The organism is Paenibacillus sp. FW104-T2, assembly GCF_058789975.1.
On sequence record NZ_JBYTCE010000029.1, the window covers coordinates 40,626 to 64,612 of the forward strand.

Here is a 23,987-nt window from a genome sequence, read left to right on the forward strand (position 1 = left end):
AAAAACGCCAACTGTTGTTGGCGTTTTTTGGGTTTACGTTCTTAGGCTGCCGACGTTTTGTCTGCATTTTGCAGCAGTTGTGAGCGACGTCCTAGCAGATAACCTGTCAGGGAAGCCAGCATTTGCTGAAATACCATTCCGAGAACAACCGGCACAGCAACGGGAGGTGGGAAATAGGATACGGCAAGCACCGCTCCTGCGCTGATATTGCGCATGCCTCCATTAAATACAAGCGCCACCTGGTCAGCCTCATTCCAGCCCAGCAATCTTGCAATGAAATAACTGAGTGCATAGCCTAAGGAAGCGAGGAAAATGATGATCGCCGCAAGACCTGCCAGTCTCCAGTTGAAATCGGCCAGATATGGAGCAACAACTGATCCGTTGATAGCAACTACCACCGCCATAAACAACTTGGAAAATGGATTCAGTCTTGGGCCCCATACTGGTACAATGGCTCCTTTGGTCCATTCATTCAGCAGCATACCCACCAATGATGGCACAACGATCATCCAAAACAGACTGCTCATGATAGCTCCCATATCGAGCGTAACGCTGGTGCCGATCAGGAGTGAAAGAACACCCGGAACGACAAAAGGGGCCAGCATGGTATCGATCAGGATGATGGATAGCGTCAGTGCAATATTGCCCCGGTAAATGCTAACCCAGATGAAGCTGCTTACACCTGTCGGAATTACGGCTGCCAGAACAAGTCCGGTTATCGTATAGGCGTCCATCGGAAAAACCAAATGGCCCATACCTAGTGCGATCAGAGGCATCGCCAAATGTAATATGAACAGACAAACAAACAGGGGAAAAGGCTTTTTCAAAACATTCAGAAAATCCCTGAACCCTAGACTGATGCTTCCCGCAAACGTCATAAATGCAAAAAGCCAGGGTGATAAAAAAGTGTACGAAGAAAGAAAACTTCCGCAAAGTACGCCAATGATAATGCTGGTTGGAGTAATCAGTGGCATGATGCGGTTCAAGCGCTGATTCAAAGCCTGAAGCATATTCATGACATCCCTTTACCGTGTGATTCTTCCATTATACATGTTCAATCCTATGAGTGCAGACCGATTTGCATTCGGGTATCCGGAACAGCTATCATTCAATTAAGTAAATAACTTCTGATACAAGGAAGGGAAGATGCTCATGATTTTACGTAAACGAAGGCAAACACTGATCATGACAGGCTTTATTGCTGCAAGTATTTTTGTCATCTCGGCTTGTTCTGTTGTGGAGCAGGCAAACGAAAGTTTAAACTACGTTAGCGGAGCAACGGACTATATCGAGCAAGTATCCAGTGCTGGCGCGGAGCTCCAGCAGCTCGCTTCGGATGCCGTCAACAATCCCCAGATCACCGAGCAGATTCAAACGAAAATTGATCAGATTCAAGCGGAAGCAAGTGAATTCTCCCAGCTTACGGCTCCGGCCATCGGTGAGAGCATCCATGAAAATTTGGTCAATTATAACAATCAGTTAACCGAAGTTGTGGATCAATTCGAGACCACCATAGCAGAGCAAGGCTTTACTGCAGAAAACTGGGAAAAGACAGGAATCCCGGATCTGATCAATAATATCAACAGTCTAAAAGATCCGTTGAGCGGATTAGGGAATGAATGAACCAAATTTCGAATATGAAGTAAAAAAGGTGCCAAACGTTATAATTCGTTTGGCACCTTTTCTTATATTTCTACATGTTGGAGTATGCGATTTCACTTGCTCTCAGGGCTTACTGCTTATCGAGGCAGCAGAGACGTGGTACAATGAGCAGGAATGTTTTTTTATCATTTTGTGGTGTCATACACAATGCGTACACCGAGAGAGCCGTAGCTTTCTTCCTTATAATTGCACTGGCTGCAGGTCTTGGTGGCGCAGAGCGAATCACTGCATACAAGCAATTTTTCGTTGCAGTGAGGGCATTTATTTTCAAAAAGAGTCTTGAACAGATTAAGCATGCTTAATCACTCATTTCTGATTAATTTACTTGGTTTTTATTATAGCCGATAAATTTCGCCGCGTATACAGTTTTTTGACAAGGTTTTTCAAGCGCAAGAAAGGAAGAATTACCGATGGATGTTCTGCTTTTTATCATCATGTTTATACTGGGTCTGGTCGGTTCCTTCTTTTCCGGTTTACTGGGTATTGGTGGAGCTATTATTAACTACCCCCTGCTGCTGTATGTTCCCTCTCATGTGGGAATTGAGCCTTTTACTGCACATGAGGTTTCCTCCATTAGCATGTTCCAGGTATTCTTTTCCTCATTGGCAGGTGTAGTCGCATTTCAGAGAAAGAAGAGAAGGGTCCGAGATGGGCATGCTTTGGTGAATAGGACGCTCGTGGCATACATGGGCATCAGTATTCTCATCGGCAGCTTGATCGGAGGCATCATATCCGGCCATCTGGATGGAGATGTCATTAATCTGATTTACGGCATATTGGCGGTTATCGCAATAATCCTCATGTTGATTCCGGGAAGAGGTACGGAAGATTCTGCTGATGTTGTGGAATTTAACCGATGGATTGCGGCAGGTTCGGCTCTGGCCGTGGGCGTTGTCTCGGGAATTGTTGGCGCTGGCGGTGCGTTTATTCTGATTCCCATCATGCTCACGGTGCTTCGTATTCCTACGAGAACGACGATTGCCTCGTCCCTGGCCATCGTGTTCATATCCGCGATTGGTGGAGTCATCGGGAAAGTCAGTGGTGGAAGCATTCCGATTGAGCCAGTCATCTACACCGTTATAGGGAGTCTGATAGGGGCATCACTCGGCTCGAGGGTCAGTTCAATGATCAATGTAAGTGTGCTTCGCTATGGTTTAATTGTTCTTATTGCTGTTACTGCCGTTAAAGTGTGGGCATCTATACTATAAAAACAAGAATCAGTGGAGTGACCGTGACGATTACGTAACCAAACGGTTCAAGCGCCGTATAAAGGTTATGAACATGAGCTGGCGAATTTGATACAGCATGAATTCACAACAGTTTTCGTCCATGGAGCACCCTCAATCTCCTCTCATGGATACATGTTTAACATTAATAGAAGTTGAGGTATCCATCCTATGAATAACGCACTTATAGATCATGCTGAAGCAGGATATCAGTTAGCCGAGCATAAGGCAGCCCAGTACTTTGCTTCCCTTCAAAGCCAGTTAATAAATAACACATATACAACGGTTCTAATGCAGGATTTTCATTTATGGCAAAAGAAACATATTCATCGATTCTCATGGTTACCCTGGATATCACGAAGCACAAGAAAACCCGATTCCCGGGATGTATATAGATATATCCACTGGTTGAACGTGACCGGCAAACTCGATGAGTATATGGATCGCAGCATCTCCTATATTTATATGAGAGATCTGGGCAAGGCGCTGGATGCTCCTGAGACGCAGGCTCGTATTCAGCGGGTTGCGCAGGATACGAAGAAATATTTCATGCGTAAGGGTGGAGCGAAAGGCCAGGGCCAGCCTGATTTTATTAGCCTGGCGGCATTGTATCGCTGGGCTCAGAAGGAAAACGTGGAGACTGCCGTAATCTGGCTGATTCAGAAACTCGAAAACGTCGCTTCAAATATTCCGAAGGAGCTCGATGCAGAGCAGGCACAACGCAAGCTGATTAAGATCATTCTTGGCGTTGTTCTGCATGTGAATGATGAATTGGATGAGACGACGCCAATTCCGGAGCGTTGTAAAAGATTTGATGCAGCCATCAGATTGGGGTATTCTTACGGGTTAACCTATCCTTTTATAGACGATCTGTTGGATTCACAGGCCCTGACTTCCCAGGAGAAAGAACAGTATTCCCTCCTGATTCGAAAGGCGCTGCTTACAGGAATTGTACCTGACATTGGCGAGTGGCACGGAGACAATGAGGAAGTCATTCGCTATGTTCACTCAGAGCTGCGTGAGGCATTTGAATACATCAAGAATTACCAGCGACCTGAGATGCAGCGAACCTTTTTCGAGCAATCCTATGTGTTTTTTCAGTCCCAAGAGCTGGACCGGGCGAAGAAACTTACCAATGCGAACTATACCAATGAAGAGCTCTATATCCCGATTATTATCAAGTCATCTTCATCCAGGCTGATTGTTCGTTCCGTCCTGAGCGCTTCGGAGGATGAAGGCTTTGATCTCCGCACGTTCTATTATGGAATTTACAATCAACTGGCAGATGATTTTGCAGATATGTTTGATGATTTGGAAGAGGGGGCAGTGACCCCGTACACGTATTATCTGAAATACCGGGATTTGCGTCCTGACTTAATTAATCCATATGAGCTCTATTGGACAGTGATCTCTCATTTGATCCATCGCGTGTATGACTCGGATGCCAAGACACGTGAGGTTATATTGGATCGTGCGATCAATGGCCTCAAGCGCAGCAGGGAACGACTGGGACCAGCGAAATATAATGAAATTATGGACATCTTTGCTTCGAGTCAGCCTGAATTTAACGATCTCATTCAACGAATGGTTCGAAAAGCGGATGATGTGGACTTTCTCGATAAATTGCTCAGGGATCAGGTTATTGTCCATCTGAAGAATGACAAAAAGGAAAAAGAAGATTTTATTCAAACGGTTCGAAACGTTCGTGAACGGATCAACATGGAAGTTCAAATATCCAAACCGAATGCAATTCCGGAAATGAAAGAAACGCTGATTGATGCAGCCAATTACAGCCTGCAGGGGAGCGGCAAACGGCTGAGGCCGATCTTAACCTGGGTTATGGGTGTGCGAGAGTATGGGCTGACAGAAGCATCGATCGTTCCGCTACTAAGGTCACTGGAGTATATGCATACCGCTTCCCTCATTTTTGATGATCTGCCAACGCAGGATAATGCTTCAACCAGGCGGGGGCGTTCAACCTTGCATCAGGTGCATAACAGCGCCACAGCTGAATTAACAGGCCTCTTTCTGATTCAGAAAGCCATTGGAGAACAATCCTCGCTCAGTCAATTCGATGCTGCAACGGTGCTAACCTTGATCCGATATTCGGCTGAAAAAGCAGAAGACATGTGTATGGGGCAGGCGATGGACCTAAACGCCAAAGGAAAAGCGCTGACGTTGGATCAACTGAACATGATCTGCTTCTACAAAACAGGGATTGCCTTTGAAGCGGCGCTTGTCATGCCTGCTATTCTGGCACAGGTTAAGGATTCTGAAATTTCTTCCTTGAAGACATTTGCCTACCATGCGGGTATCGCTTTTCAAATCAAGGATGATCTGCTGGATCTGGACGGGAATGACCTGGTGCTTGGTAAACCAGCCGGGCAGGATGTCCGTAACAACAATTCAACCTTCGTTTCCATCCTTGGGGAGGATGGAGCGAAAAAAGCAATGTGGGAGCATTATTGTCTCGCAACGGATGCACTTGCCGAAATGCCGAAGCATATCCCTTTTTTGAAACATCTGTTGGATTACATTGTTGGGCGTGAGCGCTGACAGAATTTACTCGCGATTTCGTGCACCATATGACTTATAATGAATTTTAGCGACAAAGGTCGGGAATTCCATGTCTATGGGATCCAGGCCTTGTTTCCGTTTAAAAGACACAAATCTCTTGGAAACTGATGTTTCAATCGCTATAATACGGGGTACTAAGCAGTTATTATGGTTCTAAAACGACTATCCCTTTCGGAACGGACAAGATGAAGCAAAATTCGAAATTTCGACAAACTATTACATGAGTATATATTTCAAAAAGGAGATCTTAAAATGCAGGTTCAAAAGGTTGACCATCACGAATTGTTCGAGCAGATTTATAACCAGGCACCTATCGGAATTGCACTCGTGGCTCCTTCAGGTCAATGGATGAAAGTAAACCCTGCATTTTGCTGCATGATGGGCTATACCAGTGAGGAACTCATGAATCTCAGCTACCAGGATATTACACATCCGAATGACTGCCCGCAGGATGTAGTCTATGCTTGTGATTTGTTTGAAGGCAGATCGAAAGAGTATACGTACGAAAAGCGCTACATCAAAAAAAATGGTGACGTACTCTGGATTTCATTGCATTTAGCCTTGGCTCGGGATGAAAGTACAGATGAGCCGCTTTATTTCATTTGTCATATTATAGATATCACAGATCGGAAGTTGTCCGAACAAAAACTCCTGCACAGTGAAGAGATGTTCAAACTGATTTCGGATAATGCACAGGAGATTATCTACATCGCCAATCTCGATGGGGTTTGTCGGTTCTGCTCACCTTCGGTTCGCGATCTGCTGGGTTACTCTCCAGAAGACATTATCGGCCAGAATAACAATGCCTATTTCCATCCGTTTGATTTGGAACAGATCTCACAGATGGACTTGACTACCGGAAATATGCTGAATATCAGAGTTCGCCATAAAGATGGACATTATCTATGGTTCGAGACCACATACAAGATTATTGGGGATGCCGAGCAAGAACGGCAGATACTTACCATTGGACGAGACATATCTGAGCGAAAGAAACATGAAGAGATCAGTGCAGAGGCTGAGCGCATTGCGATGATTGGTAGTTGGGAATGGGACATGGTCAATGACCAAATCGCCACTTCAGATCAGGTACTTGAAATTTTCGAGCTCGAGCGCACACACAAACGCTATCGGGCAAGGGATGTTCTTCGGGTGATGAATCCCGCGGATGCAGCATCCTTGCAAGAAAAAATCAGAGGCACGAAGCAAGGAGAGCCGCTTGATTTCGAATACAAACATATACGCTCTGATGGGAGTGAGAAATATCTTCATTTGCGCGGGCTGATTACGTTTGATGAACATCATCAGCCAGTACAATTGAACGGAACACTGCAGGACATCACTGAACGGAAACTCATTGAATTTAAACTGCAGGAATCCGTGGAACGATACACTTCACTTAAAAAATATAATCATGACGCCATTATCTCGTTTAACATGGACGGCAACATCATGAATGCCAACCCTGTAGCGGTGAAGATGACAGGGTGCCCTGTGTCAGACATGATCGGCACGAGTATTAGCAGATTCATCGGAGCTGTCAATCTGGGAATGATCCTGCGCAGCAACTACGAATTGGCTGAGAAGGAGATTAACGCCGTTCGTCACACGGATGGCAGTGAGACAGAAGTGTTGGCTACACTTGCTCCGATCATCATCAACAAGACCAATGTCGGATTCTATCTGATTGCGAAGGATATTACGGAACAGAAGAAGCTGCTTGTGGCCAAAGAGACCGCCGAGAGAATGAACAAGGCCAAAAGTGAATTTTTGGCAATGATGAGCCATGAAATTCGCACACCGATGAACGGTGTTATCGGGATGACCGACCTGCTTCTGGATACGCCGGGACTTAGTGAGGAGCAAAAGGAATATATTCAAATTATTCAGAAGAGTGGAGATTCCTTGCTGGCCATCATCAATGATATCCTGGATTTCTCGAAAATAGAGTCAGGTAAAACGGATCTGGTAGATGATCCCTTTGATGTTGGGGAAATCTTGACAGAGACCGTGCAAATTGTGAAACCACTGGCTCGTGAAAAGGATCTGGATATTCGTTTATGTCTGGATGAGGCCATACCGACTCCGCTCTATGGCGATGCTTACCGTTTGAAGCAAGTACTTACCAACATTATCGGCAATGCGGTCAAATTTACGCCAGAAGGCAGTGTGGCAATTCAAGTCGGAGTTAAGGACAAGTGCAGCAATAACATCCTTCTGCATTTTAAGGTGAAGGATTCGGGCATAGGGATACCTGCTGAGAAAAGACAGCAATTGTTTGAGCCGTTCTATCAGTTGGAGAACTTTATGACCCGTAAACCTCAAGGGACTGGTCTGGGGTTAGCCATTAGTAAGAAGCTGGTAGAGCTCATGCAGGGCGATATCTGGATCGAGGAATCGGACGAACCAGGTACAACCTTTATATTTACGGCTTCCTTCAAATTAAATAATGATGAAGGTAGCAACCAGTTTGATGAACAGCAGAAAAAGAACAGAAGTACACCTCTGCGCATTCTGATTGCGGAAGACAATGAGGTTAATTTGCTTGTCCTTAGCCGGATGGTTGAGAAAAAGGGACATTTTGTAGATCGTGTGGCAGATGGTGTGGAGGCTGTTGAGAAGGTCAAACGTAATGCATATGATATTGTTTTTATGGATGTGCATATGCCGCGGCTTGACGGATTTGAAGCCACTAGAGCGATTAAGGAACTTTCGGACCCGGAAGCATGTCCATATATTGTTGCGGTTACGGCAAATGCCGTCCGAGGCGATAGGGATAAATGCTTGAAGGCGGGCATGGATGATTATGTAAGCAAACCTATTAAGAGCGAGGCCATCATGCAAGTGATGGAGAGGTATTATCACAAGAAACAAATCCATCATTGAGCTCGTAAAAAAGGATCATTCCTGAACGAGTCAGCACCTGATGGGCAATAGAGCCGCTAACTTATCCTAGATAAGGCAGCGGTTTTTTGCTACGATTCCTAATCTAACGTATGCTCGTTAAGCTAACCACATATGATGATAAACATGTAGGAAATAACAATTCAGACAAAATGTTCTTGACGTAATGTGGTGGAGCGAATACAATAAACAACAAATATGTGTAACGGGTGGGTAGTTGAATATGTTCATGCCAATATGGGATATACATTCACTAACTGAATAAGCATGAGCATAGCTACGATCTTAGGATGAATGTCAGTGTGTAGACAGTCGTGCTTGTGCAGCCCCTGTCGTGGACACTATTCATTATTGCGATGCAGAGGAGAAATCCGGAAACGATTTTGATTTCATATGGTTCTCTTGTAGATACAAAGCTGTAGATGAACATCAGTTCATCTATGGCTTTTTTGCATGCATCCCGCCAATCGGTTCACATGGAAAGGAGATCTTGTAGGTCTGGGCTTCAATTCATTTTATATCCTGAGGGAAGAAAGTTGGTAAAGGTATGAATAAACCTTCTCAAAGCTATACGATTTGGTTTTCCCAACGCACAGGCAGTACACTGCTCGGTGAAGCCTTAGGTTCAACAGGCGTTGCAGGTAAACCTGGTGAATGGCTGCATTTTCAGTATAAGAGTCCGGAAACGTTGCAGCGCGCAGATCTGGAGCAAATCTGGGAGATGGGTACAACACCTAACGGGGTATTCGGCATCAAAATCAATTTCGAACAGCGTTGGATCGATGCCATTCGCCAACTGTATCAGCTGCCATCCGAAACGCCGAGGGCGGAAGTATGGAGTACAGGTTTCCCCAACTGTACGAAGCATATTTACATGACACGCCGAAACAAAGTGAGGTTGGCTGTCTCCTGGTGGCGGGCTATTGTTTCAGGTGAGTGGCATCGTCAGCATGGTGCTCAGGCTGAAGAGAAAGATATTGCAGATCAATACCGTTTTGATGCCATTAAACATTTGCTTGTTGAGAGCAGTATGTGTGAAGCTGCCATCGAAGATTTCCTTTCGGAGTCGGGCATCGTCCCTTTGACGATTGTTTACGAGGATTTCGTACAAAATTACGAGGAGACCATCCGGAAGGTGCTGGAGTACTTGGATGTTTCGTCTGCTGACGTTACCGTTGCGCCCCCGGCTTTTGACCCTATCGCAGATGAGATATCCGAACAATGGGTACAAAGGTTCCGGGAAGATTGCCAGAAGGGTTGGGAGAATACAAGATGGTAAAACCACAAGTCAAATATGATGTTTGGGTGCAAGAGATGGTATTTCATGATGTTCTGCATGATTCGTCTTAGCCATACGACATGAAAGACATATTGAAGTTCATTGAAAAAGGAATTAAATCGACGTAAAGGGGTGGGCAGCATGCCCAAACAAGAAAAAAGATCCATGACCTGGCTCTTCCGTTATCTGAAGCCTGTAAAAGGGCGACTCACTCTGCTGCTGGTAATGCTGCTGACTTCTACCGGCTTGCAGCTGCTGAATCCGCAGATCATCCAGCGGTTTATTGATACAGCCGCTAGCGGTGGAATGCTCACAAGTCTGATTCAGCTCGCAGGGCTCTTTCTGGTCGTTGCTGTATGTAATCAGTTGATTACGGTGGCAGTCAGTTATTTTGGCAATGATGTGTCTTGGCGTGCAACCAATCAGCTGCGGGGAGATCTGCTTAAACATTGTCTGCAGCTGGATATGCGTTTTCACAATGTAAAAACACCCGGGGAGATGATTGAACGTGTCGATGGAGATGTAACGAGCATTTCCAACTTTTTCGCCATGTTTATTGTTCAGGTTATCGGGAGTTTTGTATTGCTTGCCGGCATCCTCGGATTTATGTTCACGGTGAATGTACCTATTGCAATCGTCATGACCGTGTTTACGTTATTATCGATTTTATTTATGGTATTTATCCGTAATCTGGGCGTACAATCCTCCAAAAATGAGCGAGAAGCAAGTGCATCCCTGTTCGGCATGATCGAGGAACGGATTGCCGGAATTGAGGATGTACAGGCGAACGGGCACGTGCCGTATGTCATGAGCCGTTTCTACAAATTAATGCGCATGGTATTCCTGAAAGGACGGAGAGCCTGGATGCTCCGGGTAATTCCGTGGAATACCACCGTGATTTTATTTGCCATTGCTGTTACAGTGGTTCTCTTGCTGGGTGTTCATTATTTTATGCAAGGGGCGATTAGCATCGGAACCTTGTTTCTGATCTATCAATATACCCAGATGCTAAATGATCCGATTGAGATGCTGGGAGATCAGGTGCAGGAGTTTCAAAAAGCGAAATCCGGTATGCTTCGTTCCAGGGAACTGCTTGCCCTGAGCAGTGAAATCAAAGACGGAGACCAGGAACAGCTTCCGAATGGAGCGCTTGGTCTTGAATTTGATCATGTACACTTCAGCTATAACAATGATAAGCCTGTTTTACAGGACATTCATTTTAAGATTGAGCCTGGCCAGAGGCTTGGTATTATTGGTCGCACAGGCAGCGGTAAGTCAAGCCTGAGCCGGGTGCTGCTTCGTTTATATAATCTGGACCAGGGTGTTATCCGCGTTGGCGGTACGGATATTTCCAAACTTAGCTTGAAGGCACTGTACAGACGGGTGGGTATGGTCACGCAGGATGTTCAGCTGTTCGATGGCTCGCTGCGGGATAACCTCACATTGTTCAATCAGGAGGTATCGGATGACATGATCCTGGAAACGACGGATCGACTGGGTCTTCGTCAATGGATTGATACCCAGCCAAATAGGCTGGATACTCATTTGACGGCGGGTGGTTCATCCCTGTCCGCTGGGGAAGCGCAATTATTTGCTTTAACCCGGGTATTTCTGACCGAGCCGAGTCTGGTCATTCTGGATGAACCATCTTCACGTCTGGATGCGGCTACGGAACACTTGCTCCAGTCGGCTGTCAACCAGTTGATGCAGCATTGTACGGGAATTATTATTGCTCATCGTCTGGCTACGCTTGAACAGGTAGATCAGATTATGGTACTGGGGGATGGCCGGATATTGGAATTCGGTGCGAGGGAAGACCTGGCGAACAATCCGAATTCTCATTATGCACGGCTGCGAATGACAGGCAGAGAGGAGGAACTTGCGTGAATGTGGCAGGATTTATTGGACGGCTGTTTCGATTTAGAACCGTATTATTCATCATTAACGGTTTGTTGTGGTGCTTGTTTCATTCCTTGCCATTAGCTATTGGTATTGGGATGCAGTGGTTTTTTGACCGGGTGACGATAGGATCCAGTGACTACTTATGGCTGGCCGTTCCGTTAATATTCATTGCGCTAGTAAGAATAGCCAGAGTAGGCACGTTCTTTGCCGCTTTCTATGCGTGGATTACATATGTCTTTCACATTCAGGCCATTCTTCGTACCAATATGCTGGCTGGCATTATGCGCTGGCCTGGACGGAATCTTCCGGCTTCACCCGGAGAAGCGATGAGTCGCTTTCGTGATGATGTGGACGAAGTTGTCGAGTATGTTGAGTCCTGGGTAGACTTCTGGGGAAGGCTCGTGTTTGCCATTGTATCCATCGTCATTATGGCGAGCATCAATTGGAAAATCACACTGGTTGCCGTCATGCCATTACTTGTGGTTACGCTGCTGAACAATCTGTCAGGGAATCGCGCACGTAAATACGCCCAGAAAAATCGGGAAGCGACAGGGCGGATTACGAGTTTTATAGCGGAAACGTTTGGTGCAGTACAGGCTTTGAAACTGGGGCAGGCCGAGCAGCATGTTTCAGCCCGGTTCAATCAACTCAATGAGGATCGTCGTCAAGCAGCCTTAAGGGATAATCTGTTCAAACAGTGGATGAGATCCCTGAATCAGCATGTGCTTAGTATTTGTACAGGGTTAATCCTGCTGATGTGTGCAGCCGAAATGAGAACCGGACAATTCACTGTAGGTGACTTTGCCTTGTTTACATCGTATCTTGCTAACATCGGCTTTAGCATTTCCTTATTCGGGTACATGGTATTCCAGCATAAACGACTCAAGGTCTCATTTGACCGCATGCGCAAGCTGTTTCGTCCTGGTGAAGAGGATTGCATCATCGAATCAAGAGAGATCTATCTGTATGAGGATCCGCCGGAACCAGTTGAACTACAGAGAGAAAAGGACGATAAACTTAGGGAGCTTGAAGTCAGGAATCTGACATACCATTATCCTAATTCTCCAAAAGGAATCCAGAATATTAACCTCCGACTGAAACGCGGACAATTTATTGTGATTACCGGACGAATCGGATCGGGAAAATCTACACTGGTGAGGACGCTGCTTGGATTATTGCCGAAACAGGAGGGGGATATTCGGTGGAACGGTGAAGAGGTAGATCCCGCAACATTCTTGATGCCGCCTCGTGCGGCTTACACGCCTCAGGTCCCCCGATTGTTCAGTGATACATTGAAGGAGAACATTGTGCAAGGCAAAAAGGGCAGAGTAGGCGAATCGCTCGCACGTGCCATTCGCCTGGCTGTAATGAAAAAGGATATTGAACACCTCGATCAGGGATTGGAAACCTCCGTTGGTCCAAGGGGTGTCATGCTGTCTGGTGGACAGATTCAGCGTGCAGCCACGGCACGGATGCTAATGACTGAAGCGGATCTGTATATCTTCGATGATCTATCGAGTGCACTGGATGTGGAAACGGAACAGCAGGTGTGGGAGGGGTTATCCAACGAGCAGCATGTGACATGTATTGCCGTTTCACACCGGCAAGCAGCACTGGCTAAGGCAGATCATATTATCGTATTAAAAGATGGTCGTATTGAAGCAGAAGGAAGCTTGAGCGAGCTGCTTGCGACCAGTGAAGAAATGCAATTGCTCTGGCAGGGAGAACAAGCGCCTGTGAAAGTGGGATAAGATCAGATTAACAACCATATAAAAAGCCGTACAGTTAACTCTTTACAAGAGTTTGTCTGTACGGCTTGTTTGTATTCACATTACTGCAATTCTTTATCTGAGCAGCTGTGCAATCAGGGAATAAGCGATGATCACCAGGAATACAATCGTAATGTGATTGATGGAGAAAATGAACATTTTATGTGACCATTTCTTGGTTTGGTTACGATCAAATGTTGCCACGCTAAGAATGAGCCATGCCAAGCTGACCAAGAAAGCGACAATCGCCACTAGCGGGCTAAGCGGCCAGAATAAAAAGCTGGAGAGCAATAACAATACCAGATAGACATTCGTTTGAATATATGTGCGTCTGATTCCTTTGACAACAGGAAGCATTGGGACACCAGCTGCCTTATATTCGTCAAATCTGCGGATGGCAATACCGTAGAAGTGGGGCATTTGCCACAAGAGCATGGTAACGACCAAAGCCCAGATTTCAAAATGTCCGAGTTCCGGTGAGATTGCTGCCCAACCAATCAGAGGTGGAACGGCACCGGACAAGCTGCCTACTTCCGTATTGTATATTGTTGTACGTTTGGTCCACATGGTATACGGGAAGACATAAAGCAACAATCCCAGGATACCAAATACGGCTGCTGAAGGTGAAGCAATATACAGTAGAATGCCCCCGAGCACCGTAATCGTGATCCCCAGAATAAGTCCGGACTTGGTATCAACTTGACCCGTAACGGTTGGACGTGTTCTTGTACGTTCCATAATCGCGTCAATATCCCGGTCGTACAAGTTGTTGAACACACCAGCAGCCCCGATGATCAGGGAGGAACCGATGACAGACAGTATGATCGGCACAATGTTGGCTATGAATGAGGCATCAAATACATACAATGCCAGACACAAACCGGCAAGCATGGCGATCAGATTGGACTTGATGATTCCGACTTTGATCGTATCAAAGAATACTTTCGGAATGGAGCTATACTCTAGTTCAATTTTGGGTTGAGACCCCTTATTCAGTGTTTTCAAATGCTCACTTCCTATATCTATACTTATATATCTCGTGCCCTTATTATAGCATTTAGTTTACTATGTGAATTAAAACACGTTTTTGTTTAAAAATACTGTCAATTGATTGTGAACAATTTAAAAACAAGGTTTTTTTTAATTGTTAAAATTGAATTTCTGTGCTACACAATTCATGAAAAAAACAAAGATATGATAATAAATGAGAAAATTATACTTGCATTTTTGAAAGTAAGGGTCTATTGTAGATATCAAGGATCTTTAATTGATTTAAATTTCATTCTCTTTATTATAGCCTATCTGGTTGTTATTGTCAGGGGATACTGTTTTAATCCATAGGCCATGAAGAAGAGAATCTGTTTTTGGATTAATTAAGGACTTTAAGTATCTGGAAAGGGTGTTTAAAATGATTAAAACAGTAGATGTGATTATCATAGGCGGGGGACCATCCGGTCTGAATGCCGCATTGGTCCTCGGAAGAGCCAGAAAAGAGGTTGTAGTAATCGATGAAGGGCGACCGCGTAATATGGTGACTCGTGAAACTCATGGTTTCTTGACAAGAGACGGGGCAACGCCTAGTGAATTCCGCCAAATCGCCAAAGAGCAGATTCGCGCCTATCCTTCAGTACATATCATGGAGGACACAGCCGCTGCCGTCACAGGAACGGAAGGTTCATTTGAAGTAACAACGGTAGAAGGAAAGATGGTAAGAGGCCGGAAGCTTCTTTTTGCAGTCGGAAAAAAAGATCAGCCTCTCGACATTCCCGGACTGTCCGAGGTATATGGCAAGAGTGCCTTTGTATGCCCATACTGTGATGGCTGGGAGTTAAGGGATCAACCCCTTGGCATCATTGTGAGTGGTGATAAAGCCGTACACATGGCCAAAGTAATATCGGGTTGGACGAACCGATTCACCATACTAACGAACGGAACTGGAATGACGGAGGAACAGCGGGAGGTATTGAAACAGCATCAGGTGTCTGTATTGGACGCGCCGATCCAATCCATTGAATCAGAGGAAGGAATGGTTAGACAGATTGTGCTGGAGGACGGAAATACCCTAGAGTGTACAGGCATTTTCTTCGCACCAAAGCTTGTCATCGGTTCGGATCTGGCTCAAACACTGGGGTGCGAAGTAACGGAGTCGGGGACAGTTAAGGTAGATGAGTTGGCCAAAACGTCCGTACCAGGTGTATTCAGTTCGGGAGATGCTGCATCGGAAATATATCAGGCGATTACTGCTGCTTCGTTGGGCGCGCTCGCGGCCGTTAGCATCAATAGTGAGCTGAACGCCGAGGCCTGGGATAATTCAGGAAAGGTATAAATGCTGTAGTTGAGTCGAGTAGATCAGACTGGTTTTAATGAAATGAAGAGATGTTCTCCAAGATTTCAGAGATCGAGCACGAGCAGACGTACTAGGATCAAGGCGGCGAAAAGCCGTCTTTTTATATTCTAAGCCCATAATCCAGTCTCTTCGCTTCTTTTAATATGAAGATATCAAACTGTTAGCGTTTCCATAACATTTCTTTGATAAAGTTATTGACAGTCTTATTGGAAACGGGTTTAATTATGTAGACCGATTGTTATAATTCAGATTAAGGAAGTGGCTCCATTGAGTGAAAAGTCTAATGCTAAAGAACAAATTGTCAGCACAGCAGCCAGACTGTTTTTTTCACAAGGATATCATGCGACCGGTCTTAATCAGATTATTAAGGAGAGCAGTACGCCAAAAGGATCGTTATATCATTATTTTCCGCACGGCAAGGAAGAGCTCGCTCACGAGTGCATCCAGAAAGCCAATGAACAGATCATGCAGAAATTCGAGGATACCTTCGCAGCCCATGAGAGCACAGGAGATGCCATCCAAAGATTTATTCATGACATGGCTGATGAAACGGAAGCGGCTGGTTTCACGGGGTTTCTGCCATTCAGCTTTTGGGCAGCCGTGGAGACTTCCTGTATCAGTCATCAATTGCGTGTGGCATGCCAGGGTGTGTTCGCCAATTGGCAGAACATCATTACGAAACATCTGATGATGGAGGGCGTTGGTGAGGAGAAAGCACGAGAAACGGGTCTTTTGGTCATCTCTTTAATGGAGGGAGCACTGATTATCAGTCTGACCAATCAGGATAAACAGCCTCTGCTGACGGCTGCTGATTATTTGTCAAGTGTGGCTAAGAATGCCAGAGGGATTCAATAAGTCTGCACAAAGAGAGAGACAGTTATAACGTTTGAGGAGGATGGATCGTGGAGGTTTCCATGAAGGCTGGTTCTGTACAGGACCAAGAAGAAACAAAGCAATATAAGGTACTGCCCATATTATTCGCGATGCTGTTGAGCGGATTCATTGGCCTGTTCGGTGAAACAGCGCTTAATGTGGCACTGACGCCGCTGATGACCCTGCTTGAAGTTGGACCCACAACGATTCAGTGGTTGACGACAGGTTACCTGCTCGTACTGGGTATTTTGGTGCCGGTTTCCGGTATGTTATTACAATGGTTTACAACGAGACAGTTGTTTACAACGTCTCTGATATTTTCGATTGCGGGAACCCTTGTTGCTGCAATCGCACCAAGTTTTGAACTGCTTTTGGTTGCAAGGGTACTGCAGGCTGTAGGTACAGCTCTGTTGCTGCCATTGATGTTTAACACGATTTTGGTTATTTTCCCGATTGAAAAACGTGGTGCTGCCATGGGATTAATCGGTCTCGTAATCATGTTTGCCCCAGCGAGTGGTCCGAGTATTTCCGGATTGATTTTGGCTAATCTGAGCTGGCACTGGATTTTCTGGATTTCATTGCCGTTCTTCATTATCTCGTTGGTGTGTGGTCTGCTGTTCTTGCCGAACATTTCAAAACTGACCAAGCCGAAAATTGATGTAATCTCCATTATATTGTCTACCCTCGGTTTTGGCGGTATTGTATATGGATTCAGCAGCGCGGGAGGACATGGGGAAACAGGCGGAGGCTGGACCAGTCCTGTTGTGGTAATTACTCTGGTTGTCGGAGTATTGTCCTTGCTGCTGTTCAGCATCCGTCAGTTGCGGATGAAGCAGCCAATGATGGATCTGCGCGCCTTCAAATATCCAATGTTTACGATCGGTTTGATTCTGATCTTCATCTGTATGATGATGATGTTGTCTTCCATGCTGATCCTTCCAATGTATCTGCAGCAAGGTATGGCTGTTACAGCACTGACTGCAGGTCTGGTATTGCTGCCGGGCAGCTTGCTGAACGGATTCTTGTCTCCGGTCATGGGACGTTTGTTTGACAAATTTGGTCCCAAATGGCTCGTTATCATTGGCCTGGCGATCGTGGCAGTTGTTCTGTTCATGTACACAGGCATTACGCCGACAACGGCTTTGGGTACAATCATTACCATGCATGTATTCATGATGATCGGGATTTCCATGATCATGATGCCTGCTCAAACGAACGGTTTGAACCAGCTGCCGCCAGAGTATTATCCTCACGGCACAGCGATCATGAATACATTACAGCAAGTATCCGGTGCGATCGGTACTGCGGTTGCCGTAAGCATTCTGAGCGCGGGTCAGACTCGCTTCTTGAGCAATGTAACTAACCCGGAGAGCCCGGAAAATCAGCTCGCTGGTTTCACGTCAGGGGTACAGAATGCATTTGTGTTTGCACTGGTTCTTGCCGTGATTGGTCTGGTGATCTCTTTCTTTGTTAAACGGGTGAAGGTTGGATCACAACAAGGTCAACAAGGCCCTATGCATTAATTCGATATCACTTAACATTAGACGATGTTCTTCCAGTTACGGCTGGGGGACATCGTTTTTTTATATATTGACACCTTGACATGAAACGTGTTCCACCCATTAGAGTGGAAAAAAGTCAGATGCAGTACGTCAAAAGTCACATATATGAACATGAAAGCAAATAGTTCATGTTCTGGCGAAATTGGATATGTTCAACTCCTAGTTTAGCGACAATAATAGTGAAGTGAAGTAAGATTCATCACAGAGTGGAAAACGTTTTAGGTTTGATAATCGATCAAGGAGAACTCTTTTATGAAAATCATTCAACCATTACCACCACATCTGAAAGATATGCTATTGCGTTATGAACGGAACGGGCACCTGAACATGCAGGCTTCGCTGCTGGGAAAACAGTCTGTCGTCTATAAAGTACAGGAATACTGCCTCAAAGTGTACACCAAGCGTGGGAAGATCGGTGGAGAACTCGAGGGCGAAGCCATCATGTCCATGCAAAGCAACCGCCATGTCCCAAAACTGTATGCCTACTCTCCAGGACATTTTATCTTGACCGAATGGATTGATGGATATAATCTGAGACAGTATCGAAAGTACTTTGGGCATATTCCGTGCAACCTGATCTACGATATGTTATATTCCGAACTTCAGCAGATTCAGTCTGGATACCGGGATTGGGATGTGATACGTTATGAAAATTTGCTCTGGACCCGCGAGGGAAATGTGAAAAGAACTGATTTTTGGCTATGTGAGCCTGCAGGACCCGAGCGAAAAGATATGGAAGAAGCGGTGATCTGTAAAATCAATGGAGTTCAGGCTGGTGATGAAGCAGAAGTGAGGGGAATACAGGGATATCTGTTTCGGCACGGCCTTACAGCTTCAGAAGTTCAGCGTGCATTGGAGCAGTTCCAATCCCAGGTTAATGAATCCATTATTTCATAGTGAACCAGCCATTATGAAGAACAGAAGGTATTAAGATGACCAAATACGAAAATCAGATTCCAACATCGATGAATATGAGCTTGAAGGCCATGCTGAGCATGCTTCGGGATTCCCTTAAAAGTGGTCAGGAACGAAGACCTCTGAGTCATATCCCGATCGTGAAAAGTGAGTTTAGCGAAATGTTGAACGCTGATGATCACCCACAAGTGACATGGTTCGGACATTCGGCTTTTCTGCTTGAAATGGAAGGAACCCGATTGCTTTTTGATCCCATGCTGGGTAACCGTCCCTCTCCGGTATCGTGGGTGGGGACGAAGCGCTACAACGTTAATTTGCCAGTTTCGCCAGAAGATCTTCCCCCACTGGATGCCATCATCTTATCTCATGATCATTATGATCATCTGGATTATTCCTCCATTCGGAGATTGATGAATAAAACCGAACGGTTTATCGTACCGCTTGGCGTACGTAGGCGTTTGATTCAAATCGGTGTACCTTCGGATAAAATTACTGAGCATGGCTGGTGGGATGAGCTTCAGTTCAAGGGCCTGACACTGGCATGCACGCCTGCAAGGCACTTTTCGGGGAGAGGATTATTCGATCGTAACTCCACGCTATGGTGCTCATGGGTGATCTCCGGACACGAGACAAAGGTGTTTTTTAGTGGAGACAGCGGGTACGGACCGCACTTTAAGGAGATCGGTGACAAGTATGGGCCATTCGACTTAACGATGATGGAATGTGGACAATATGACGAACGGTGGGCCAACATACATATGATGCCGGAAGAAACCGTACAAGCCCATCTGGATGTAAAAGGAAAACTGCTCATTCCCATTCATTGGGGAGCATTCACCCTGGCCTACCATGCCTGGACCGATCCGGTTGAACGGATTAGCCAGGCAGCACGCGGCGCAAATATCGATATCACAACTCCGAAGATTGGAGAAAAGGTTCAGATCCATACAGGAATTTATCCAACGGAACATTGGTGGAAATCCGGCTTCTAGTCATCTTACAGCGTTTACTCAGCAATGGAGTGGACGCTTTTTGTTTATTTTAACATTGAAATTGCACTACAAATTAAGAGGATGCCCATAACCATATTAAATGGACGCTCGTATCTCACGAGTACACTCTGAAATATCACCCCGCATAACGCCCATGTCATATTGGCACTGATCCCCACAATCATTAAAAATACAGAGAATACCATCATGTGAGCATGTGACTGGGCAAGCGGCAAGACAAACACCGAGATTGCGGTTAAACCATACAAAATGACTTTGGGATTCATGAATTGTAAAGTGAAGCCAAACCAAAATGAATAGGGATTGGTGCGAGTGTCTTTCTGGTGTGCAGACGTACTACGCATAATTTTGAATGCCAGATAGATCAGATAGACACATCCCAATATATTCAAAATGGGTCTGATTCTCGGAATATACTGTTGCAGAACGAGATTGAAATAACTGGAAAGAAACATAATCAGCAGGCAACCCGCAGCTACACCACCAATAAAAGGCAATGTCTTGGCAAATCCCCGATGTCTAGCTTGGGTCATGGCGATAATGTTATTGGGACCCGGTGTGAATGATGCGACAATGGCATACGTCAATAAAGGGATAATCATGATTGTCCTCCGCCAAAAGTTTGTTGTGTGCTATAATTGCATAAAGTGTACGCTATAACGTTTGTGCGTTATCATTGTACGATATGGACTATATATTGCACAATAAAGACTTTTTAAAGAGGTGGTTACAGGTTGGAAAATATCAACGTTGTACTTGCTCAAAATCTGAAGCAGTTCCGGGAGCAAAGAAAGCTTAGTTTGGATAAAGTTGCCGAAATGTCAGGAATCAGCAAGACCATGTTGGGTCAGATTGAACGGGGAGAATCGAACCCTTCCATCGCAACCGTCTGGAAAATTGCAAATGGCCTCAAAGTGTCGTTCACCGCATTGATTCATGAGCCGACATCGGATGCGTCGATCGTGACGGTTGATGATATTCACGTGTTAACGGAGGAAAACGGAAAAGTACGGATTTATCCGCATTTTCCCTTTGAGGAGGGCCGTCGGTTCGAAATGTATGTCCTGGAAATGGATGAGGCAGCTTCATGGAGTGCAGAGCCGCACATTGACGGAACAGAGGAGTTTATTACCGTCTTTGAAGGGGAAGTGACGATTCATGTTGGGGGAGAAGAGTTTACGGTGAAACAAGGGGAGTCCATTCGCTTTCGAGCAGACAAGCCGCATCGTTATATAAACTCTGGAGTTTCAGAGAACCGATTAAGCATGGTTATCCATTATCCCCGGTAAATAAGAAGTCGGCGGGAGTCAGTAGCTCTTGAGGCTGATTGTTAGATGTCCATGCAACAAAAAATAAAGTAGCCAGTCAAGCCCGGCTACTTTACGTGGAATTATCTCCATCATTAAGACATTGAGGTGCATTAGAGTTCAACCGTTCAAGGCTGGACTTCTGCTTGACGCTGGATTTCTTTGGCGCTTAGCGCTTTGTCATACACTCTAACCTGATCCATTTTGCCTTGATAGAACGGATCGGCAGCATATCGACTTTTGCCCAGATAGGCTTCCGCAGCTTGTAGATCCTTCGGGTTGAATGTGATTTCAGAGCTGCTCGCAACCGATTTACCGTTTACATACAACGTGCCCGTGTCTCCTTGCAACGTGACAGCGACATGAACCCACTGGTTGGTAGGCAGCGCTTCAGCCGCAATTAGACTCTGATCACGACCCTGATCATGAATGGTGAATTGGAGAGCACCGTTATGCTGGGCTGGCGTAAGGAACATATGTCTGGTCAAACCATTGCCGAAATCGAATATACGCTGCCAGGCTCCGCCCCCGTCCCAATTTACCCAGGCACTGAAGGTGAAGTCTGTTGTGTCCGTCAGAAGTCCAGGCAGCTGAATGTAGCTGTCTTTTCCGTTAAAAGCAGCAGCCTGATTCTTCGTGCCAATTGCTGAGCTTACTACATTAAAGTCCTGGCCATGATAACCGTTTTTACTCGAATCCTGTACGATTTTAGCGAGCTTTTTGTTGTCGAACGTATACTCGCCCAGCAGTGGGCCAGCTGCCTGTTCAGGCACGGTCACTTGGAACGTTTTGCTGGCTTTGGCCGTTCCTTTTTGGATTGTTGCGGTCAATTTTACTTTGGCATCCCCTTTGCCGCTGCGTGGCCGATTTACTGCTCCATCAGCCGATAGGACAGAGGGAAGAGAAGATTTCCATGTGATCTGACTATCACGTGTACCTGTGGTGGGGAGGGAGAGATCATAGAAAATATTCTCCGTATTTCCAAGCGTCAGATCCTTCTTCACAGCCTGTACCACATCCTGATCTTTCATGGCGTTCATCTGACTTCCCCAGACCGCTACACCGGATGAAGAGAGAGCACTGAAGGTTAGCACGTTCTGCTGGGATTCCGCATCCCATTCCTGGGTGAAGACACCTTCGTATACTACATTATTGGTCGTTATTTGTGCCTTGTTGTCCTCCAGGAGGCTCCATGTCCCTGTTACAGCACCAGTAACCTGGCCGTTTGCCGCAAACTGAACGATCTGGGATGACTTGATCTCGGCTGTGATATCCTTCCCATGATTGACCCATTTGTAAGAACCAACAGCATCTTGTTCCGTCACTTGTACCGCATCACTCTCGATACCTGCATAGCGGTAAGGAGAGACGACAGGCCATCCTTCGGAGTTCATATGCATCTCATGAACCCGTACTTCATGCTCTTCTCCGCGATTCGGAAAGCGGGAGTGGAAGATGAGGAAGTGCTTGCCGGTCTCTTCATCATAATAAGCGGAGTTGTGTCCAGGAGATACATATCCTGTCCCCTGGCCGATGCCGGGGTCGCCGATCTGTCTCTCGAACAGGTAGTTTCCGAGCAGTTTCACGCCATATGGCTCAATGGATTCGTCATCAAACAACGGCTTATTTTTATCTGCCATAACCTTGATCATATCGTTGCCTTCAGCATCGTAGAAGGGGCCGTCCGGTGTTTTGGAGCGGGCAACGCGAATGTTATATCCACCGACAGCATCAAGTCCACCATAAGACAAGTACAGATAATAATAATCGGTTTCGGGACTGTAGAGCATATAAGGGGCCTCAATTCGGCTGTGGTTGCCTCCGGTCAGCTTCTTGCCATAACCTTGATTAGGCAGTGGTTTACCAGTTGTTTCGTCCATTTCCAGAATGAAAATCCCCCCGGAATAAGATCCGTACACCATCCAGAGCTTGCCGTCTTTATCAAAAAATACATCCGGATCGACCACGTTGGGATGTTTGGTCGCATCATAGATGGTGCCATCTTCGCTAATTTCATCCCACATGCCTGATTTCAGCAAAAGTCCCTGATCCTTGTATGGTCCTTCAATGTTGTCAGCTACGGCGACTCCCAGGGCAGACCGGGGAGAATCCCCTTTGCAGGCATTGTAATACATATAGAACTTGCCATCTGCCAGTTGAATGACGTCTGCTGCCCAGAGCGTATCCGTCTGAGCCCATTGCAGAGCTTCAGCGAATTCCTTGGTTACATTGGGAACGACGGGATTGTCATCTGTAACGCCTGAAGCGACGGAATCCCAGCTGATTAAATCTTTGGACTTAGCCACCTGTAGATGTGAGCCGAATACATAGTAGGTATCATCTACCTTGATGACAGAAGGATCATGAACGGAGACGTTCTTAAACTCAGGTACCTGAGTTTTGTTCGATATGGTGGAACTTTGCGAATTGATAGCCGTTGTGGCTGTATTGTCCGCCAAAGCGGAGACTGGCGAAAGAGCTGGAGTAGAGAGCAATGCCGTACTAAGTGCAATGACCAAATAACGCTTCATACGTGTCCCCTTTCTTCATTCACAAATTATAAAATAAGTTAAAAATACAAAGATGAACGTGGTAGTGCATTCCTCCTTTCAGTTAATGATCGAATCAAGCGCTTACATTTGCTATAATAT

Annotated in this window: 17 protein-coding genes; 13 read left to right on the plus strand and 4 right to left on the minus strand. The window is 45.7% G+C overall.

Going from position 1 to position 23,987, the window contains the following annotated elements:
- Window positions 1–41: 41 nt before the first annotated feature.
- Window positions 42–1,010, minus strand: a complete 969-nt coding sequence (locus AC3WQ3_RS26115) for a bile acid:sodium symporter family protein (protein ID WP_153978271.1) — start codon at window positions 1,008–1,010, stop codon at window positions 42–44.
- A 142-nt stretch (window positions 1,011–1,152) separates the two neighbouring features.
- Here AC3WQ3_RS26115 and AC3WQ3_RS26120 point away from each other — a divergent pair, with 142 nt between their 5' ends.
- The 7 genes from AC3WQ3_RS26120 to AC3WQ3_RS26150 all read left to right on the plus strand — a co-directional run bounded on the left by AC3WQ3_RS26120 (window position 1,153) and on the right by AC3WQ3_RS26150 (window position 13,301).
- Entirely contained in the window at window positions 1,153–1,623 is a 471-nt protein-coding gene (locus AC3WQ3_RS26120; protein ID WP_336779868.1) for a DUF6376 family protein, read from the plus strand.
- Between the two features lie 449 nt (window positions 1,624–2,072).
- Window positions 2,073–2,870, plus strand: a complete 798-nt coding sequence (locus AC3WQ3_RS26125) for a sulfite exporter TauE/SafE family protein (protein ID WP_492474115.1) — start codon at window positions 2,073–2,075, stop codon at window positions 2,868–2,870.
- A 189-nt stretch (window positions 2,871–3,059) separates the two neighbouring features.
- Window positions 3,060–5,444, plus strand: coding sequence for a polyprenyl synthetase family protein (locus tag AC3WQ3_RS26130; protein WP_492474116.1), 2,385 nt, complete (start codon window positions 3,060–3,062; stop codon window positions 5,442–5,444).
- Window positions 5,445–5,717: 273 nt separating this feature from the next.
- Window positions 5,718–8,351: a PAS domain S-box protein gene (locus AC3WQ3_RS26135; protein WP_492474117.1), complete on the plus strand. Its 2,634-nt coding sequence runs from the start codon at window positions 5,718–5,720 to the stop codon at window positions 8,349–8,351.
- Between the two features lie 565 nt (window positions 8,352–8,916).
- A complete protein-coding gene (locus AC3WQ3_RS26140; protein ID WP_492474118.1) occupies window positions 8,917–9,648 on the plus strand; it encodes a Stf0 family sulfotransferase in 732 nt (243 codons plus the stop codon).
- A gap of 141 nt (window positions 9,649–9,789) precedes the next feature.
- A complete protein-coding gene (locus AC3WQ3_RS26145; RefSeq protein WP_492474119.1) occupies window positions 9,790–11,535 on the plus strand; it encodes an ABC transporter ATP-binding protein in 1,746 nt (581 codons plus the stop codon).
- Window positions 11,532–13,301, plus strand: coding sequence for an ABC transporter ATP-binding protein (locus AC3WQ3_RS26150; RefSeq protein WP_492474120.1), 1,770 nt, complete (start codon window positions 11,532–11,534; stop codon window positions 13,299–13,301). The genes AC3WQ3_RS26145 and AC3WQ3_RS26150 overlap by 4 nt, the downstream gene beginning before the upstream one ends.
- A 93-nt stretch (window positions 13,302–13,394) precedes the next feature.
- Here AC3WQ3_RS26150 and cyoE read toward each other — a convergent pair whose 3' ends face one another.
- Window positions 13,395–14,324, minus strand: coding sequence for a heme o synthase (gene cyoE, locus AC3WQ3_RS26155; protein ID WP_127535973.1), 930 nt, complete (start codon window positions 14,322–14,324; stop codon window positions 13,395–13,397).
- Between the two features lie 403 nt (window positions 14,325–14,727).
- Between cyoE and AC3WQ3_RS26160 the strand changes: the two genes are divergently transcribed.
- The 5 genes from AC3WQ3_RS26160 (at window position 14,728) to AC3WQ3_RS26180 (ending at window position 20,008) form a co-directional block, all read left to right on the plus strand.
- On the plus strand, window positions 14,728–15,645 hold the full coding sequence (locus tag AC3WQ3_RS26160; protein WP_492474121.1) for an NAD(P)/FAD-dependent oxidoreductase: 918 nt from the start codon (window positions 14,728–14,730) through the stop codon (window positions 15,643–15,645).
- A gap of 288 nt (window positions 15,646–15,933) precedes the next feature.
- Complete coding sequence (locus AC3WQ3_RS26165; protein WP_154893360.1) at window positions 15,934–16,521, plus strand: LmrA/YxaF family transcription factor; 588 nt, start codon at window positions 15,934–15,936, stop codon at window positions 16,519–16,521.
- A gap of 59 nt (window positions 16,522–16,580) precedes the next feature.
- Window positions 16,581–18,062: a DHA2 family efflux MFS transporter permease subunit gene (locus tag AC3WQ3_RS26170; RefSeq protein WP_153980684.1), complete on the plus strand. Its 1,482-nt coding sequence runs from the start codon at window positions 16,581–16,583 to the stop codon at window positions 18,060–18,062.
- A 291-nt stretch (window positions 18,063–18,353) separates the two neighbouring features.
- Window positions 18,354–18,998 (plus strand): protein kinase family protein, encoded by a 645-nt coding sequence (locus AC3WQ3_RS26175; protein ID WP_492474122.1) that lies wholly within the window; start codon window positions 18,354–18,356, stop codon window positions 18,996–18,998.
- A gap of 35 nt (window positions 18,999–19,033) precedes the next feature.
- Window positions 19,034–20,008: an MBL fold metallo-hydrolase gene (locus AC3WQ3_RS26180; protein ID WP_492474123.1), complete on the plus strand. Its 975-nt coding sequence runs from the start codon at window positions 19,034–19,036 to the stop codon at window positions 20,006–20,008.
- A gap of 44 nt (window positions 20,009–20,052) precedes the next feature.
- Here the strand turns inward: AC3WQ3_RS26180 and AC3WQ3_RS26185 are convergent, their stop codons facing one another.
- On the minus strand, window positions 20,053–20,631 hold the full coding sequence (locus AC3WQ3_RS26185) for a LysE family transporter (protein WP_492474124.1): 579 nt from the start codon (window positions 20,629–20,631) through the stop codon (window positions 20,053–20,055).
- A gap of 132 nt (window positions 20,632–20,763) precedes the next feature.
- On the opposite strand from AC3WQ3_RS26185, the gene AC3WQ3_RS26190 reads away from it, so the two are divergent.
- Window positions 20,764–21,318 (plus strand): helix-turn-helix domain-containing protein, encoded by a 555-nt coding sequence (locus tag AC3WQ3_RS26190; protein WP_336779879.1) that lies wholly within the window; start codon window positions 20,764–20,766, stop codon window positions 21,316–21,318.
- A gap of 146 nt (window positions 21,319–21,464) precedes the next feature.
- Here the strand turns inward: AC3WQ3_RS26190 and abnB are convergent, their stop codons facing one another.
- Window positions 21,465–23,867 carry an arabinan endo-1,5-alpha-L-arabinosidase AbnB gene (gene abnB / locus AC3WQ3_RS26195; protein ID WP_492474125.1) on the minus strand — a complete coding sequence of 801 codons (2,403 nt, stop codon included), beginning with the start codon at window positions 23,865–23,867 and terminating at the stop codon, window positions 21,465–21,467.
- Window positions 23,868–23,987 lie beyond the last annotated feature (120 nt).